The 15,043-nt window shown below is 69.7% G+C and carries 18 protein-coding genes and 4 tRNA genes; 15 read left to right on the top strand and 7 right to left on the bottom strand.

Features of this window, described 5'->3' with window-relative positions; genetic code table 11:
* Positions 1–3: 3 nt before the first annotated feature.
* The 3 genes from ABTZ54_RS05160 to ABTZ54_RS05170 all read right to left on the bottom strand — a co-directional run bounded on the left by ABTZ54_RS05160 (position 4) and on the right by ABTZ54_RS05170 (position 1,682).
* Positions 4–627, bottom strand: coding sequence for an alpha-ketoglutarate-dependent dioxygenase AlkB family protein (locus ABTZ54_RS05160; protein WP_351657391.1), 624 nt, complete (start codon positions 625–627; stop codon positions 4–6).
* A complete protein-coding gene (locus tag ABTZ54_RS05165; RefSeq protein WP_351657393.1) occupies positions 624–1,127 on the bottom strand; it encodes a methylated-DNA--[protein]-cysteine S-methyltransferase in 504 nt (167 codons plus the stop codon). Before ABTZ54_RS05165 ends, ABTZ54_RS05160 begins: the two co-directional genes overlap by 4 nt.
* Before the next feature lie 63 nt (positions 1,128–1,190).
* The gene (locus tag ABTZ54_RS05170; RefSeq protein WP_351657395.1) at positions 1,191–1,682 is read right to left on the bottom strand and encodes a YajQ family cyclic di-GMP-binding protein; all 492 of its coding nucleotides are present in this window, start codon (positions 1,680–1,682) and stop codon (positions 1,191–1,193) included.
* 172 nt (positions 1,683–1,854) lie between these two features.
* Here ABTZ54_RS05170 and ABTZ54_RS05175 point away from each other — a divergent pair.
* Positions 1,855–1,936: transfer RNA gene (locus ABTZ54_RS05175), tRNA-Tyr, on the top strand.
* Between the two features lie 69 nt (positions 1,937–2,005).
* On the opposite strand, the gene ABTZ54_RS05180 is transcribed toward ABTZ54_RS05175, so the two are convergent.
* Positions 2,006–2,662: an NAD(P)H-binding protein gene (locus ABTZ54_RS05180; protein ID WP_351657397.1), complete on the bottom strand. Its 657-nt coding sequence runs from the start codon at positions 2,660–2,662 to the stop codon at positions 2,006–2,008.
* A gap of 17 nt (positions 2,663–2,679) precedes the next feature.
* Positions 2,680–3,945, bottom strand: coding sequence for an amidohydrolase family protein (locus tag ABTZ54_RS05185; RefSeq protein WP_351657399.1), 1,266 nt, complete (start codon positions 3,943–3,945; stop codon positions 2,680–2,682).
* 220 nt (positions 3,946–4,165) lie between these two features.
* Here ABTZ54_RS05185 and ABTZ54_RS05190 point away from each other — a divergent pair.
* The 6 genes from ABTZ54_RS05190 to ABTZ54_RS05215 all read left to right on the top strand — a co-directional run bounded on the left by ABTZ54_RS05190 (position 4,166) and on the right by ABTZ54_RS05215 (position 6,685).
* Positions 4,166–4,238 (top strand) — tRNA-Thr (locus ABTZ54_RS05190).
* Between the two features lie 44 nt (positions 4,239–4,282).
* Positions 4,283–4,355: transfer RNA gene (locus ABTZ54_RS05195), tRNA-Met, on the top strand.
* An 88-nt stretch (positions 4,356–4,443) separates the two neighbouring features.
* Positions 4,444–4,608: a 50S ribosomal protein L33 gene (gene rpmG / locus ABTZ54_RS05200; protein WP_003956487.1), complete on the top strand. Its 165-nt coding sequence runs from the start codon at positions 4,444–4,446 to the stop codon at positions 4,606–4,608.
* An 82-nt stretch (positions 4,609–4,690) separates the two neighbouring features.
* The gene (locus ABTZ54_RS05205; RefSeq protein WP_351657401.1) at positions 4,691–5,143 is read left to right on the top strand and encodes an FAS1-like dehydratase domain-containing protein; all 453 of its coding nucleotides are present in this window, start codon (positions 4,691–4,693) and stop codon (positions 5,141–5,143) included.
* 2 nt (positions 5,144–5,145) lie between these two features.
* A complete protein-coding gene (locus ABTZ54_RS05210; RefSeq protein ID WP_351657403.1) occupies positions 5,146–5,574 on the top strand; it encodes a MaoC family dehydratase in 429 nt (142 codons plus the stop codon).
* A 55-nt stretch (positions 5,575–5,629) separates the two neighbouring features.
* Positions 5,630–6,685: a UDP-N-acetylmuramate dehydrogenase gene (locus ABTZ54_RS05215; protein ID WP_351657405.1), complete on the top strand. Its 1,056-nt coding sequence runs from the start codon at positions 5,630–5,632 to the stop codon at positions 6,683–6,685.
* Positions 6,686–6,691: 6 nt separating this feature from the next.
* Here the strand turns inward: ABTZ54_RS05215 and ABTZ54_RS05220 are convergent, their stop codons facing one another.
* Positions 6,692–7,723, bottom strand: coding sequence for an adenosine deaminase (locus ABTZ54_RS05220; protein ID WP_351657407.1), 1,032 nt, complete (start codon positions 7,721–7,723; stop codon positions 6,692–6,694).
* A gap of 138 nt (positions 7,724–7,861) precedes the next feature.
* The gene (locus tag ABTZ54_RS05225; protein WP_351657409.1) at positions 7,862–9,088 is read right to left on the bottom strand and encodes a pyridoxal phosphate-dependent aminotransferase; all 1,227 of its coding nucleotides are present in this window, start codon (positions 9,086–9,088) and stop codon (positions 7,862–7,864) included.
* Positions 9,089–9,348: 260 nt separating this feature from the next.
* Here ABTZ54_RS05225 and ABTZ54_RS05230 point away from each other — a divergent pair.
* From ABTZ54_RS05230 to rplL, 8 genes are all read left to right on the top strand, one after another.
* A tRNA-Trp gene (locus ABTZ54_RS05230) sits at positions 9,349–9,421 on the top strand.
* 112 nt (positions 9,422–9,533) lie between these two features.
* On the top strand, positions 9,534–9,821 hold the full coding sequence (gene secE, locus ABTZ54_RS05235; protein ID WP_351657411.1) for a preprotein translocase subunit SecE: 288 nt from the start codon (positions 9,534–9,536) through the stop codon (positions 9,819–9,821).
* Positions 9,822–9,865: 44 nt separating this feature from the next.
* The gene (gene nusG, locus ABTZ54_RS05240) at positions 9,866–10,732 is read left to right on the top strand and encodes a transcription termination/antitermination protein NusG (protein ID WP_351657412.1); all 867 of its coding nucleotides are present in this window, start codon (positions 9,866–9,868) and stop codon (positions 10,730–10,732) included.
* A gap of 161 nt (positions 10,733–10,893) precedes the next feature.
* Complete coding sequence (gene rplK / locus ABTZ54_RS05245; protein WP_329423173.1) at positions 10,894–11,328, top strand: 50S ribosomal protein L11; 435 nt, start codon at positions 10,894–10,896, stop codon at positions 11,326–11,328.
* 78 nt (positions 11,329–11,406) lie between these two features.
* Entirely contained in the window at positions 11,407–12,135 is a 729-nt protein-coding gene (gene rplA / locus ABTZ54_RS05250) for a 50S ribosomal protein L1 (protein WP_351657415.1), read from the top strand.
* 158 nt (positions 12,136–12,293) lie between these two features.
* The gene (locus ABTZ54_RS05255; RefSeq protein WP_351657417.1) at positions 12,294–13,229 is read left to right on the top strand and encodes an SCO4651 family lipoprotein; all 936 of its coding nucleotides are present in this window, start codon (positions 12,294–12,296) and stop codon (positions 13,227–13,229) included.
* Between the two features lie 247 nt (positions 13,230–13,476).
* Positions 13,477–14,007, top strand: coding sequence for a 50S ribosomal protein L10 (rplJ, locus tag ABTZ54_RS05260; protein ID WP_046908215.1), 531 nt, complete (start codon positions 13,477–13,479; stop codon positions 14,005–14,007).
* A 111-nt stretch (positions 14,008–14,118) separates the two neighbouring features.
* Positions 14,119–14,502, top strand: coding sequence for a 50S ribosomal protein L7/L12 (gene rplL / locus ABTZ54_RS05265; RefSeq protein ID WP_351657420.1), 384 nt, complete (start codon positions 14,119–14,121; stop codon positions 14,500–14,502).
* Positions 14,503–15,043: the final 541 nt, after the last annotated feature.

The following is a 15,043-nucleotide window of genomic DNA, read 5'->3' on the forward strand; positions in this document are numbered from 1 at the left end:
GCGTCAGAGCCCGGTCTCGCGCAGGGTGATGTTCAGCCGCCCGGCGAGACCGAGGGCCGGGTCGGCCGTCCCCGCGTACACCTTGGGCACGCCGTGGTACGCGAACCTGGACGGCCCGCCGAAGACGAACAGGTCCCCGGAGGCCAGCTCCACGTCGGTGTAGGGCCGCCCGCGGTCCTCGGTGTTCCCGAGCCGGAACACGCAGGTGTCGCCGAGGCTCAGCGACACCACGGGCGCGCCGGAGCGCTCCTCCCTGTCCTGGTGCATGCCCATTCGCGCGCCGTCCGCGTAGAAGTTCACCAGCGCGGTGTCCGGAGCGAAGCCGCCGTGCGAGCCGTACGCCTCGACCAGCGCCTCCCGTCCCAGCTCGGCCAGCCAGTCCGGCAGTTCGGCGCCGACGCCGTCCAGATAGCGGTACGGCTCCCAGCGCCGCCCCAGGCAGAGCGAGCGCACCGACATCACGCCGCCGCCGGGCAGCACGGTCCGCCGGTACGTGACGGGCCCGCGCCCGAAGTCGCGGCAGGCCGCCACCAGTTCCCGCTGGCGCGCGAACGGCAGCCACCCGGGCACGTGCACCGCCCCGGGCGCCGGTGCGGCCCGCTCGCGCGGGAACAGGCCCTCGGTCACGCCAGAGCCCCCTCCAGGCCCAGCAGCCGCTCCTTGCGCTCCAGGCCCGCCGCGTAGCCGCGCAGGCTCCCGTCCGCCCCGATCACCCGGTGGCAGGGGCGCACGACGAGCAGCGGATTGCGCCCGATCGCGGTGCCCACGGCCCGTACGGCGGCGCCGGAGCAGCCGGCCAGCCGGGCGACGTCCCCATAGGAGACGGTCGTCCCGTACGGGATCTCCTCAAGAGCGGCCCACACCCGCCGCTGGAAGTCGGTGCCGCCCCGGGCGAGGAGCAGGTCGAAGGAGTCCCGCTCGCCCGCGAAGTACTCCCCGAGCTGGCGCACGGCCTCCGTGAAGGCCCCGGGGTCGTGGACCCACCCCTCCTGGACCGTCGCGCCCCCCTTCTGCCCGGGCAGCGACAGCGAGCGCAACGCGGTACGGCCCCCTTCGGCGAGCTCTCCGACCAGGAGCATCTCGCCCAGGGGGCCGTCGGTGTACGCGTACACGGTGTTGTCGTCCATGTCTCCAGTGTGCGATCCCCACCGGCCCTCGGGCTGGCGGTTTTCGGACGCCGAATGCGGGACCTACCGGTAGTTCACGAACTGCAGCGCGAAGTCGAAGTCCTTGCCCTTGAGCAGCGCGATGACGGCCTGGAGGTCGTCCCGGTTCTTCGAGCTGACCCGCAGCTCCTCGCCCTGCACCTGCGCCTTGACGCCCTTGGGGCCCTCGTCGCGGATGACCTTGGAGACCTTCTTGGCGTTCTCCTGGGAGATGCCCTCGGTGATCGTGGCGAAGAGCTTGTACTCCTTGCCCGACAGCTGGGGCTCGCCCGCCACGTCCAGCGACTTCAGCGAGATGCCCCGCTTGATCAGCTTGGTCTGGAAGATGTCGAGGATCGCGTTGACCCGCTCCTCACCGTTGGCCTGCATGAGGATCTTCTCGCCCGACCACTCGATCGAGGCGTTGGTGCCCTTGAAGTCGTAGCGCTGCTGGATCTCCTTGGCGGCCTGGTTGAGGGCGTTGTCGACCTCCTGCCGCTCGACCTTGGAGACGATGTCGAAACTGGAGTCGGCCATGAGGTGAAGCTCCTTGCTCGGATGCGTTCGGGTACGACGCAAAGCGTAGCCACCCGCACCGCCGTGAACCCGTGATCAATCGGGTGGCGAAGCACCCCTGGGGATCAGGTATCGTTTACGTCGTTGCCAAGGAGCACCGCCGAAAAGCGGCCAACCGAGGCGACGATCCCATGGCGGTGTGCCCGAGTGGCCAATGGGAGCGGACTGTAAATCCGTCGGCTTAGCCTACCCAGGTTCGAATCCTGGCGCCGCCACGCGATACAGAAGGTCCCCGGTGTTCGCACCGGGGACCTTCTCGTTTTCCTCGTCTTCCCTGAAGCCGCTCAGTTCCCCGCGATGTCCTTCACCGCGACCGGGACCGGCACCGAGCCCGAGATCAGTTCGAGGGTCAGGCCCGCCGTCGCCGGGGTCTCCAGGAGTTCGGCCAGCACCGCGGCCACGTCGTCGCGGGGGACCGGGCCGCGGCCCGTACGGGCCTCCAGGCGGACCAGGCCGATGCCCGCGTCGTCGGTGAGCATCCCCGGGCGCAGGATCGTCCAGTCGAGCGAGGAGCGGGCGCGTACGGCGTCGTCCGCGGCACCCTTGGCGCGCAGGTAGGCGTCGAAGACCGCGTCGCCCGGGTGCGCCGCGTCCGCGCCCATCGACGAGACCACGACGAACCGGCGCACGCCCGCGCGCTCGGCCGCGTCGGCGAAGAGGACCGCCGCCGCGCGGTCCACCGTGTCCTTGCGGGCCGCGCCGCTGCCCGCGCCCGCGCCCGCCGCGAAGACGGCCGCGTCCGCGCCCTGGAGGATCCCGGCCACCTCCTCCACGGAGGCCGACTCCAGGTCCATGAGCGCCGGTTCGGCGCCCGCCTCCCGCAGGGCGGCGCCCTGTTCGGGGCGGCGGATCACGCCCACCGGTTCGTGCCCGCGCGCGGCGAGCAGCCGCTCAAGTCGCAGGGCGATCTGTCCGTGTCCACCAGCGATGACTACGCGCATACTCACGACCGTACGACTCAGCGCGCCCCGTTGCCGCCCGGATCGGGCCGCTCCGGGCGTGTCTGCCTCGGCAGGTCCAGCGCCGCCGCCGAGTCGCAGTACTCCCGCACCGCGCTCGTCCGGGCCACCACCCGGCCGCGGTGCACCACGATCCGGCTGTACGCGAGGGAGAGCACCCCCGCGAGCCGCTCGCCCCGCACCGCGAGCAGCTCCGCCGGGAAGCCCGCCTCCACCCGCACCTCCGGGAGGCCCATCGCCGCCCGCGCCTCCGTGCTCACCGCCCCGTACGCCGCCCCGGCCGGCAGCCCCGCCAGCGAGGCCAGCAGATAGGCGGCCTCCAGCGGGTCCCCGCGCCCCACCGGGTTGCTGACGTCCCGCAGCGCCCCGCTGCCCGCCGCGACCCGCACCCCGGCCGCCCGCAGCAGCCGCACCGGGGCGGGACCGCGCCGCTCGGCGGCCCCGCAGCCGCCCTGGGGGAGCGTGACCACCGTCACCCCGGCCGCCGCCAGCCGGTCCGCCGCCCGCCGGGCCGCCTCCGGGGCCGCCCGGCCGAGCCCCGCGCAGGGCCCGATCGTCACCCCGGGCCGCAGCCCCCCGGCCATCGCGGCGAGCCGGGCCAGCCGGGCCGGGTCGTCGCCGTCCGTGTGCAGGTCCACCGGGCAGCCGTGCTCGGCGGCGACCTCCAGGACCGCCTCCACGTACCCGGTCGGGTCCGGGTCCAGGTCGGGGCAGCCGCCGACCACCCCGGCGCCCATCTTCACCGCGTCCCGCAGCATCGCGAGGCCGTCGGCCCCGGCCGCCCCGGTCAGCAGCCGGGGCACCGCCACCGCCGTCAGGTCGACCAGACCGCGCAGCGAGCGCCGGGCCTGGAGCACGGCCTCCAGCGGCCCCAGGCCGTGCACGTCCCCGATCCGCACCTGCGCGCGCTGCGCCGTCGCCCCGTGCCCGAGCTGGAACAGCGCGGCCTCGGTGGCCCGGCGCTGCACCTCCTCCGGGGCGTACGAGACGGGGCCGGGGGAGTCCGCGGTGAGGGCGGTGTCGGCGTGCGCGTGGGGCTCGGCCGGCGCGGGCAGCAGCAGATAGCCGGCGAGATCGACCCGGGCGCCGCCGGCCGCGAGGCTCCCGGCGGTGCCGACGGCCTCGATCCGGCCGCCGGCGAGCCGTACGTCGACGGTGCGCCCGTCGGTCAGCCGCGCGTTGCAGAGCAGCAGCGACATGGCGTCGGCGGTGGCCGCGGCCCGGTCCTCGGGCGACGGCTGGGGCTGCTTGCTGTCGGCTGACAATCGGGCTCCTCAGGGGTCCGGGCTCACCGCTGGCCAAGATCAAGATCACGCAGCGTGGCCCGAGCCTAGGGGTGCTCGCAGCCGCCTTCGAGGAGGTGGCGAATAGTCGTACTGATGAGGGCACGAGTGGCCTAGGAGGCGGCCGGGACGCGGCCGCGCGGGCGGCCGGGGAAACGGATTTGGGTGATGGGTCGAGGACCGTGTAATGTCTTCCTCGCTCGCCCCAATAGCTCAGTCGGTAGAGCGTCTCCATGGTAAGGAGAAGGTCTACGGTTCGATTCCGTATTGGGGCTCTGGTGAGAAGGGTCCCGCCTCCGGGCGGGATCCAGATCATCAAAGCGGTGTAGCTCAGTCGGTAGAGCAAGCGGCTCATAATCGCTGTGTCACCGGTTCAAGTCCGGTCACCGCTACAGAGTGTAGCCGATTGTGGGGTCGGTCCTACGATCGGCTACTCTTTTATGCGTTCATCCGTCAATCCGTCCGTCAAGGAGCACTCACGTGGCTGCCACCGACGTCCGCCCGAAGATCACGCTGGCCTGCGTGGAGTGCAAGGAGCGGAACTACATCACCAAGAAGAACCGGCGTAACAACCCGGACCGTCTTGAGATGAAGAAGCACTGCCCTCGCTGCAACTCGCACACCGCGCACCGCGAGACGCGTTAATCAGGCTCGTACACGAGGCCGTCCCCCTTGGGGACGGCCTCGTGTCGTTTGTACAGGCAACACACCAGGAGGTATCGAGGCCATGGCGCTCGACCAGTCCTTCGTGGGCCGGACCTATCCGCCCACCGCGCCGTACGAAGTCGGCCGCGAGAAGATCCGCGAGTTCGCCGAGGCGATCGGGGACGCGAATTCCGCGTACACCGACCAGGAGACCGCCAAGGCGCTCGGCCACCCGGATGTGATCGCCCCGCCGACCTTCGTCTTCGCGATCACCTTCAAGGCCGCGGGCCAGGTCATCGAGGACCCGCAGCTGGGCCTGGACTACAGCCGCGTGGTGCACGGCGACCAGAGGTTCGCCTACACCCGCCCGGTGCGCGCCGGGGACCGCCTCACGGTCACCTCGACCATCGAGGCGATCAAGTCCCTCGCGGGCAACGACATCCTGGACATCCGCGGCGAGGTCCACGACGAGAGCGGCGAGCACGTCGTGACCGCCTGGACCAAGCTGGTGTCCCGCGCCCCCGAGGAGGCCTGACCGTGACCGCGAAGATCGCTTACGACGAGGTCGAGGTCGGCACCGAGCTGCCCGCGGGGACCTTCCCCGTGACGCGCGCCACGCTCGTCCAGTACGCCGGTGCCTCCGGGGACTTCAACCCGATCCACTGGAACGAGAAGTTCGCCCGCGAGGTCGGCCTGCCCGACGTCATCGCCCACGGCATGTTCACCATGGCCGAGGCGATCCGCGTCGTCACCGACTGGGCCGGCGACCCCGCCGCCGTCGTCGAGTACGGCGTCCGCTTCACCAAGCCGGTCGTCGTCCCCAACGACGACCAGGGCGCTGTGATCGAGGTCTCCGCCAAGGTGGCGGCCAAGCTGGAGGACGGGCGGGTCCGGGTGGACCTCACCGCGACCTCGGCGGGCCAGAAGGTCCTGGGCATGTCCCGGGCCGTCGTCGAGCTCGCCTGACGCCGTCGAGCGCACGGGCCCCTTCCGTACGGGAGGGGCCCGTACTCTTGAGCGCGTGCAGCAGCTCAACGACGCCCCCCTCGCGCCCCTGACCACCTTCCGGCTCGGCGGGCCCGCCACCCGGCTCGTCACCGCCACCACGGACGACGAGGTGATCGCCGCGGTCCGCGAGGCCGACGCCTCCGGTACGCCCCTGCTCGTCATCGGCGGCGGCTCCAACCTGGTCATCGGCGACAAGGGCTTCGACGGCACCGCCCTGCACATCGCCACCCAGGGCTTCGCCCTCGACGGCACCCGCCTGGAGCTGGCGGCCGGAGAGGTGTGGACGGACGCCGTCGCGCGGACCGTCGAGGCCGGGCTCGCCGGGATCGAGTGCCTCGCCGGCATCCCCGGCTCCGCGGGCGCCACCCCCATCCAGAACGTCGGCGCCTACGGCCAGGACGTCTCCGCCACCGTCACCGAGGTCGTCGCGTACGACCGGCGGGCCGAGGAGACGGTCACCCTCACCAACGCCGAGTGCGCCTTCTCGTACCGCCACAGCCGCTTCAAGGACCAGCCCGACCGCTATGTCGTGCTCCGGGTCCGCTTCGGGCTTGAGGACGCCGACGGGATGTCCGCGCCGATCGCCTACCCGGAGACCGCCCGCGCCCTCGGGGTCGAGGCCGGCGACCGGGTGCCGCTCGCGCAGGCCCGGGAGACCGTCCTGCGGCTCCGCGCCGGCAAGGGCATGGTCCTGGACCCGGCGGACCACGACACCTGGTCGGCGGGGTCCTTCTTCACCAACCCGATCCTGACGAACGAGGAGTTCGCGGCCTTCCGGGAGCGCGTGACCGCCCGCCTGGGCGCCGACGCCAAGGCCCCGGCCTTCCCCGTGGGCGACCACTCCACCAAGACCTCGGCCGCCTGGCTGATCGACAAGGCCGGCTTCGTGAAGGGCTACGGCTCCGGGCCCGCCCGGATCTCCACCAAGCACACCCTCGCCCTCACCAACCGGGGCGAGGCCACCACCGAGGACCTGCTCGCGCTCGCCCGCGAGGTCGTCGCCGGGGTACGGGACGCCTTCGGGATCACCCTCGTCAACGAGCCGGTGACCGTCGGCGTCGCCCTCTAGGGCCCGTCAGCCCACCGGGGCCGCCAGCCAGGCGTCGATCCCCGCGAGCAGCCGCCCCCGGACGTCCTCTGGGGCGGCCGAGCCCCGCACGGACTGCCGTGCCAGCTCCGCCAGCTCCGGGTCCGTGAAGCCGTGGTGGGCGCGGGCGATCTCGTACTGCGCCGCGAGCCGCGAGCCGAACAGCAGCGGGTCGTCCGCGCCCAGCGCCATCGGCACGCCCGCGTCGAACAGGGTCCGCAGCGGCACGTCCTCCGGCTTCTCGTACACCCCGAGCGCCACATTGGACGACGGGCACACCTCGCAGGTCACCCCGCGCTCGGCCAGCTTGCGCAGCAGTCGCGGGTCCTCGGCCGCCCGGACGCCGTGCCCGACCCTGGCCGCCCGCAGGTCGTCCAGGCAGTCCCGTACGGACGCGGGGCCGGTCAGCTCGCCGCCGTGCGGGGCCGCCAGCAGGCCGCCCTCGCGCGCGATGGCGAAGGCCCGGTCGAAGTCGCGGGCCATGCCCCGCCGCTCGTCGTTGGAGAGCCCGAAGCCGACCACGCCCCGGTCCGCGTACCGGACCGCGAGGCGGGCCAGCGTGCGCGCCTCCAGGGGGTGCTTCATCCGGTTCGCGGCGACCAGCACCCGCATCCCGAGCCCGGTCTCCCGCGCGGCCGCGTCCACGGAGTCCAGGATGATCTCCATGGCGGGGATCAGACCGCCGAGCAGCGGCGCGTACGAGGTGGGGTCGACCTGGATCTCCAGCCAGCCCGAGCCGTCCCTGACGTCCTCCTGGGCCGCCTCGCGCACCAGCCGCTGGATGTCCTCCGGCTCGCGCAGGCAGGAGCGGGCGAGGTCGTAGAGCCGCTGGAAGCGGAACCAGCCGCGCTCGTCGGTGGCCCGGAGTTTGGGCGGCGTCCCGCTCTTGAGCGCCTCGGGGAGGTGCACCCCGTACTTGTCGGCCAGTTCGATCAGGGTCGAGGGGCGCATCGAACCCGTGAAGTGCAGGTGCAGATGGGCCTTGGGGAGGGTGGCGAGGTCGCGGTAAACGTGCTCCATCGACTGATCTTGCCGCACCCGAATGGACGAGGACAGTCCCTTTCCCCGATCGGGACCTTGCTAGAACGCAAAAACGGGCCCCCGGTTCAGGAGAACCGGGGGCCCGTAGCACCTAGTGACGTTCCTAGGTGGTCATGGTCAGTCGCGGGCCTCGGCCAGCAGCTTCTGGATGCGGGACACGCCCTCCGCCAGGTCCTCGTCGCCGAGCGCGTACGACAGACGCAGGTAGCCCGGGGTGCCGAAGGCCTCGCCGGGGACGACCGCGACCTCGGCCTCGTCCAGGATCAGCGCGGCCAGCTCGACCGAGCTCTGCGGGCGCTTGCCGCGGATCTCCTTGCCGAGCAGCGCCTTCACCGACGGGTACGCGTAGAACGCGCCCTCCGGCGTCGGGCAGTACACGCCCTCGATCTCGTTGAGCATCCGCACGATGGTCTGGCGGCGCCGGTCGAAGGCGGTGCGCATCTCGGCGACCGCGTCCAGGTTGCCGGAGACGGCGGCCAGCGCGGCGGCCTGCGCGACGTTGCTCACGTTGGAGGTGGCGTGCGACTGGAGGTTGGTCGCGGCCTTCACGACGTCCTTCGGGCCGATGATCCAGCCCACCCGCCAGCCCGTCATCGCGTACGTCTTGGCGACGCCGTTGACCACGATGCACTTGTCGCGCAGCTCGGGGAGGATCGCCGGCAGCGAGGTGAACTTCGCGTCGCCGTAGACCAGGTGCTCGTAGATCTCGTCGGTGAGGACCCACAGGCCGTGCTCGACGGCCCAGCGGCCGATCGCCTCGGCGTCGGCCTCGCTGTAGACCGCGCCGGTCGGGTTCGAGGGGGAGACGAAGAGGACGACCTTGGTCCGCTCCGTGCGCGCCGCCTCCAGCTGTTCCACCGAGACCCGGTAGCCGGTGGTCTCGTCGGCGACGACCTCCACCGGGACACCGCCCGCGAGGCGGATCGACTCGGGGTACGTGGTCCAGTACGGGGCCGGGACGATGACCTCGTCGCCCGGGTCGAGGATCGCGGCGAAGGCCTCGTAGATCGCCTGCTTGCCGCCGTTGGTCACCAGGACCTGGGAGGCGTCGACCTCGTAGCCGGAGTCGCGCAGCGTCTTCGCGGCGATGGCGGCCTTCAGCTCGGGCAGGCCGCCGGCCGGCGTGTAGCGGTGGAACTTGGGGTTCTTGCAGGCCTCGACGGCCGCCTCGACGATGTAGTCCGGCGTCGGGAAGTCGGGCTCACCCGCGCCGAAACCGATGACCGGGCGCCCGGCGGCCTTGAGGGCCTTGGCCTTGGCGTCGACGGCGAGGGTCGCGGACTCGGAGATCGCACCGATCCGGGCGGAGACCCGGCGCTCGGTGGGAGGGGTAGCAGCGCTCATACGGCCCATCGTCCCAGACCTGGAACGGGCCCGGCACACAGGTTTCACTGAGCGGACAGGAACGGTCAATCCCGGTCGTACTCGCCGTTCCACAAGGGATCTTGGGGCTTTCGGAGGGGTTCCGAAGGGGGGCCGGAGAGGGTCGGACGCAGGTCGGAGACGTTTCTGTTCGACGTGGGGCCCCATGACCACGTACACTCACTGCTCGTTGGACCTCACCGACCACATCTCACGATGCGGTAGGTTGGGGGACACCGCAAAGGGTCGTAGCTCAATTGGTAGAGCACCGGTCTCCAAAACCGGCGGTTGGGGGTTCAAGTCCCTCCGGCCCTGCTACACACACCGCCAGGTTGTGTGCGCATGTTGTAAGTACTTCATTGCACCGCCGTGCGGCTCAACCCATCCGGGCGCGGCACGGCCACGACCCGGAATCAGGTGAAAGCTCGTGACGGACGCCGTAGGCTCCATCGACATGCCTGATGCCGAAGACGCCGCACCGGAGTCGAAGAAGAAGGCCCGCAAGGGCGGCAAGCGCGGAAAGAAGGGCCCTCTGGGCCGCCTCGCGCTCTTCTACCGCCAGATCATCGCGGAACTCCGCAAGGTCGTCTGGCCGACCCGCAGCCAGCTGACGGCGTACACCACTGTGGTGATTGTCTTCGTTGTCATCATGATCGGCCTTGTGACCGTGATTGACTATGGCTTCCAGGAAGCAGTCAAGTACGTCTTCGGCTGACTTTTTGTTCCACCCCATCTGTATCGCAGGAAGAAGCAGCCACCGTGTCTGACGCGAACCTGAACGACGCCTTCGAGTCCGAGTCCGTCGAGGACGAGCTGGACATCGTCGAGGCGGCCGACGAGGACCAGGCCGACGCTGCTGACGCCGAGGCCGGCCAGGCCGCCGAGGAGGCCGCGCTCCACGCCGAGGCCGCCGACGAGGACGTCGACGCCGAGGAGTCCGAGGACGACGAAGAGGCGGAGGAGTCCGACGAGGACGCCGACGAGGCCGAGGCCGAGCCCGCCGCTCCGGTCGACCCGATCGCCGCGCTCCGCGAGGAGCTGCGCACCCTGCCCGGCGAGTGGTACGTCATCCACACGTACGCGGGCTACGAGAAGCGCGTCAAGGCCAACCTCGAACAGCGTGCCGTCTCGCTGAACGTCGAGGAGTTCATCTACCAGGCCGAGGTCCCCGAGGAAGAGATCGTCCAGATCAAGAACGGCGAGCGCAAGAACGTCCGGCAGAACAAGCTGCCCGGTTACGTTCTCGTCCGCATGGATCTGACGAACGAGTCCTGGGGTGTCGTGCGCAACACGCCCGGCGTCACCGGCTTCGTGGGCAACGCCTACGACCCGTACCCGCTGACCCTGGACGAGATCGTCAAGATGCTCGCCCCGGAGGCCGAGGAGAAGGCCGCCCGCGAGGCCGCCGAGGCCGAGGGCAAGCCGGCTCCGGCCCGCAAGGTCACCGTCGAGGTCCTGGACTTCGAGGTCGGCGACTCGGTCACCGTCACCGACGGCCCCTTCGCCACCCTCCAGGCCACGATCAACGAGATCAACGCCGACTCGAAGAAGGTCAAGGGCCTCGTCGAGATCTTCGGTCGCGAGACCCCGGTCGAGCTCAGCTTCGACCAGATCCAGAAGAACTGATCCTCACAGGTTTCCGACCAGGTCAGAGCGGCTCTCAGAGCGGCTCTGACCTGCTCGGTTTTTAGCCGCACGTCTATACCCGTTATCGTTGTGCGGTATGCCTCCGTCCGGACGTCCGGACGGATCGGCTGAAAACTCTCACTAGGACCCGGAGAGAGCACATGCCTCCCAAGAAGAAGAAGATCACGGGGCTTATCAAGCTCCAGATCAACGCCGGTGCGGCGAACCCGGCTCCGCCGGTCGGCCCCGCGCTCGGCCAGCACGGCGTCAACATCATGGAGTTCTGCAAGGCCTACAACGCCGCGACCGAGTCGCAGCGTGGCATGGTCGTGCCGGTGGAGATCACGGTCTACGAGGACCGTTCCTTCACCTTCATCACCAAGACTCCGCCGGCCGCGAAGCTCATCCTCAAGGCCGCGGGTGTGGACAAGGGCTCCGGCGAGCCGCACAAGACCAAGGTCGCCAAGCTGACGGCCGCCCAGGTCCGCGAGATCGCCACGGTCAAGCTGCCCGACCTGAACGCCAACGACCTGGACGCCGCGTCGAAGATCATCGCCGGCACCGCCCGTTCCATGGGCATCACGGTCGAGGGCTGATCAGCCCCGTAAGTCCCCAGTGGTAGGGCCTGCGCCGGCCCGCACCACGACTCCATACCTGAACCAACAGGAGCAGAAGTGAAGCGCAGCAAGTCTCTCCGCGCTGCGGACAGCAAGATCGACCGGGAGAAGCTCTACGCCCCGCTCGAGGCCGTCCGTATTGCCAAGGAGACCTCCACCACCAAGTTCGACGGCACCGTCGAGGTCGCCTTCCGCCTGGGTGTCGACCCGCGCAAGGCCGACCAGATGGTCCGTGGCACCGTGAACCTCCCGCACGGCACCGGCAAGACCGCCCGGGTCCTGGTCTTCGCGACCGGTGACCGTGCCGAGGCCGCGATCGCCGCGGGCGCCGACATCGTCGGCTCCGACGAGCTCATCGACGAGATCTCCAAGGGCAACCGCCTGAACGAGTTCGACGCCGTTGTGGCCACCCCGGACCTCATGGGCAAGGTCGGCCGCCTCGGCCGCGTCCTCGGCCCGCGTGGTCTGATGCCGAACCCGAAGACGGGCACCGTCACCCCCGACGTGGCGAAGGCCGTCAACGAGATCAAGGGCGGCAAGATCGAGTTCCGCGTCGACAAGCACTCGAACCTGCACTTCATCATCGGCAAGGTGTCCTTCGACGACGCCAAGCTGGTGGAGAACTACGGTGCGGCTCTGGAGGAGATCCTCCGTCTGAAGCCGTCCGCCGCCAAGGGTCGCTACATCAAGAAGGCCGCCATCGCCACCACGATGGGCCCCGGCATTCCGCTGGACCCGAACCGCACCCGCAACCTCCTCGTCGAGGAGGACCCGGCCGCGGTCTGAGTCTTCTGACTCAAGCGTCCTGAAACCGCCCCTCATGGCTCGGAAGAGCCGTGAGGGGCGGTTTTGCGTTCTCGGGCTGTCGGCGCGGTGGGTTACGGTGCTGTGGACCTCAAGTTTTGCGAACGCATTAACGATCGACGATCAAGGGGTGGGGACGCATGAGCATGTCCGCATGGAAGCGCGCGGGCGTCTCGGTGGCGGCCGTGGCGGTCATCGCCGGTGTGGCGGGCTGCCAGGACGGGGACGGCAAGGCGGCGGGCGCGAGCTCGGGCAAGCACCAGGCCGGCCAGACGCGCGACGAGATGACCAAGGTCATCCAGGCCGCCTACCGCAAGACCGCGGAGGCCAACTCCGCGAAGGTCAAGATGACCATGGACATGAAGATGTCGGGCGCCTCCGGGGAGTCCGGCACCACGGAGATGACCGGCGTCCAGTCCTGGAACCCGGCGGCCATGGACATCACCATGAAGGGCTCCACGTTCTCCGCGCTCGACCCGGAGGCGCCCAAGGAGTTCCGCGTGGTCATGCTCGACCAGGTCATGTACATGGACATGGGCACCAAGCAGGCCGCCGAGATGGACGGCAAGCGCTGGATGAAGCTGGACCTCAAGGCCGCGGCCGAGGCCTCCGGCGACCCCGCCATGCAGAAGCAGATGACCGGCGGCCTGGAGAACATGAACCAGGACCCGGCGCAGCAGCTCGCCCTGCTCCTGGAGTCCCCGAACCTGAAGCACGTCGGCTCGGAGAAGATCAACGGCGGCGACACCGAGCACTACAAGGGCACGCTCACCTTCGAGCAGATGCTGGACGCGAACAAGCAGTCCGAGACGCTCACGCCGAAGGAGCGGGACCAGCTCGTGGCCGCCATGAAGAAGGCCGACGTGAAGGGCTACGACACCGAGGTCTGGGTCAACAAGGACGGCTACCCGGCCCGGATGGTCGTCGACATCAAGATGGCCGCGGGCACCATGAAGATGCGCGCCGACTACACCGACTACGGCGCCAAGGCGACCGTCCAGGCCCCGCCGGCCAACGAGACCTTCGACCTCTTCGCGATGCTCAAGGGCCTCAAGGGCGGCGCCGCGCAGGGCTGATTTGCCCCTTGCCCGTTCCGTCACGTACTCTTCCACAGAAGCCAAAGACCGCTGGTCGTCGCTGCGCCCCTATAGGTGCGGTGGCCGAAGGATTCGCTGAGTGGCGAACGACCCGCGCAGGTGACTGTGGATGAGTTCCCGGATCTTGATCCGGTCGAGCTGAGCCCCGTGCGCCTGCGCCCGGGGCGTTCTGTTTTGTTCAGCCCCTTCCGTGCGGTCACATCACCCGGAAGGAGGCCGACGCTCTATGGCAAGGCCCGACAAGGCTGCCTCGGTGGCCGAGCTCGCGGACCAGTTCCGTGGCTCGAACGCCGCTGTGCTGACCGAGTACCGGGGTCTCACCGTGGCGCAGCTCAAGACGCTGCGTCGTTCGCTCGGTGAGAACGCCCAGTACGCCGTGGTGAAGAACACGCTGACCAAGATTGCGGCCAACGAGGCCGGGATCACCGCACTGGACGAGCACTTCGCTGGTCCGACCGCGGTCGCCTTCGTCACCGGTGACCCGGTGGAGTCGGCGAAGGCTCTGCGTGACTTCGCCAAGGAGAACCCGAACCTCATCATCAAGGCCGGTGTCCTTGACGGTAAGGCTCTCTCCGCCGACGAGATCAAGAAGCTCGCGGACCTCGAGTCCCGCGAGGTTCTGCTCAGCAAGCTGGCCGGCGCCTTCAAGGGCAAGCAGTCCCAGGCTGCTTCGCTCTTCCAGGCTCTGCCGTCGAAGTTCGTCCGCACCGCGGAAGCGCTTCGCGTCAAGCTCGCCGAGCAGGGCGGTGCCGAGTAATTCGGCTCGCGCATTGATCCGCGCCGCCTAGTGCGCGGGTCGTAGCGGGCCGTTACGCCCGCCTCTTCAGACACATCGGCACCTGCCGAATTAGTGGAAGGATCGCCCATCATGGCGAAGCTCTCTCAGGCCGACCTCCTCGCCCAGTTCGAGGAGATGACCCTCATCGAGCTCGCCGAGTTCGTCTCGGCCTTCGAGGAGAAGTTCGACGTCACCGCCGCCGCGGCCGTCGCCGTTGCCGGTCCCGCCGCGGGCGGCGCTGCCCCCGAGGCTGCCGAGGAGCAGGACGAGTTCGACGTCATCCTCGAGGGTGCCGGCGACAAGAAGATCCAGGTCATCAAGGTCGTGCGCGAGCTCACCTCCCTGGGCCTCAAGGAGGCCAAGGACCTCGTCGACGGCACCCCGAAGCCGGTCCTCGAGAAGGTCGCGAAGGAGGCCGCCGAGAAGGCTGCCGAGTCCCTCAAGGCCGCCGGCGCCTCCGTCACGGTCAAGTAAGACCGTTTCGGCTCGCTGAGCTGACTCTCGCCCCCGTGTAACGCGGAGGCACCGAAAGGCGATCATCCATCTGGGTGGTCGCCTTTCGGCGTTCCCTGGGACCGCGTGGCGGCGGTCGTGAGGCCCTCCGGATGCGGAGTATGGTGATCTTCGCCGTGCGCCGCGCACAGGCGGGGGCCTTGACGAACCGCACGCAGCGCGCAATTCTCAGGACGCGTCGTCACAACGATCCGTTTCCGAGGCATGGATCGGCGACCGAACGGGCAGTATCGAGGTGCGCCACACGGCGCGAGGTACCGCGGAGTTGAGAACAACGAGGGTTGCGAAGAACTCGCCCTGGACATCAGTGGGCCAAGTGGCTACACTGTCCCTTTGCGCTGCCTGTTAACTGCCCCCTGCCCGTCACCAGGGGCATCCCCTCGCATCCGCCTCGCTGGTCGACCCACTCTGACCTGGCCTTTCAGCCAAATCGGGAAACGTCTTCCAACGGGCTCCGCTAGGGACCGGTACGCGCGTAGTGAGTCCGAGCCCTCGGAAGGAC

This window comes from Streptomyces sp. NPDC094032, assembly GCF_040303965.1.
In the GTDB taxonomy this organism is placed as follows: domain Bacteria; phylum Actinomycetota; class Actinomycetes; order Streptomycetales; family Streptomycetaceae; genus Streptomyces.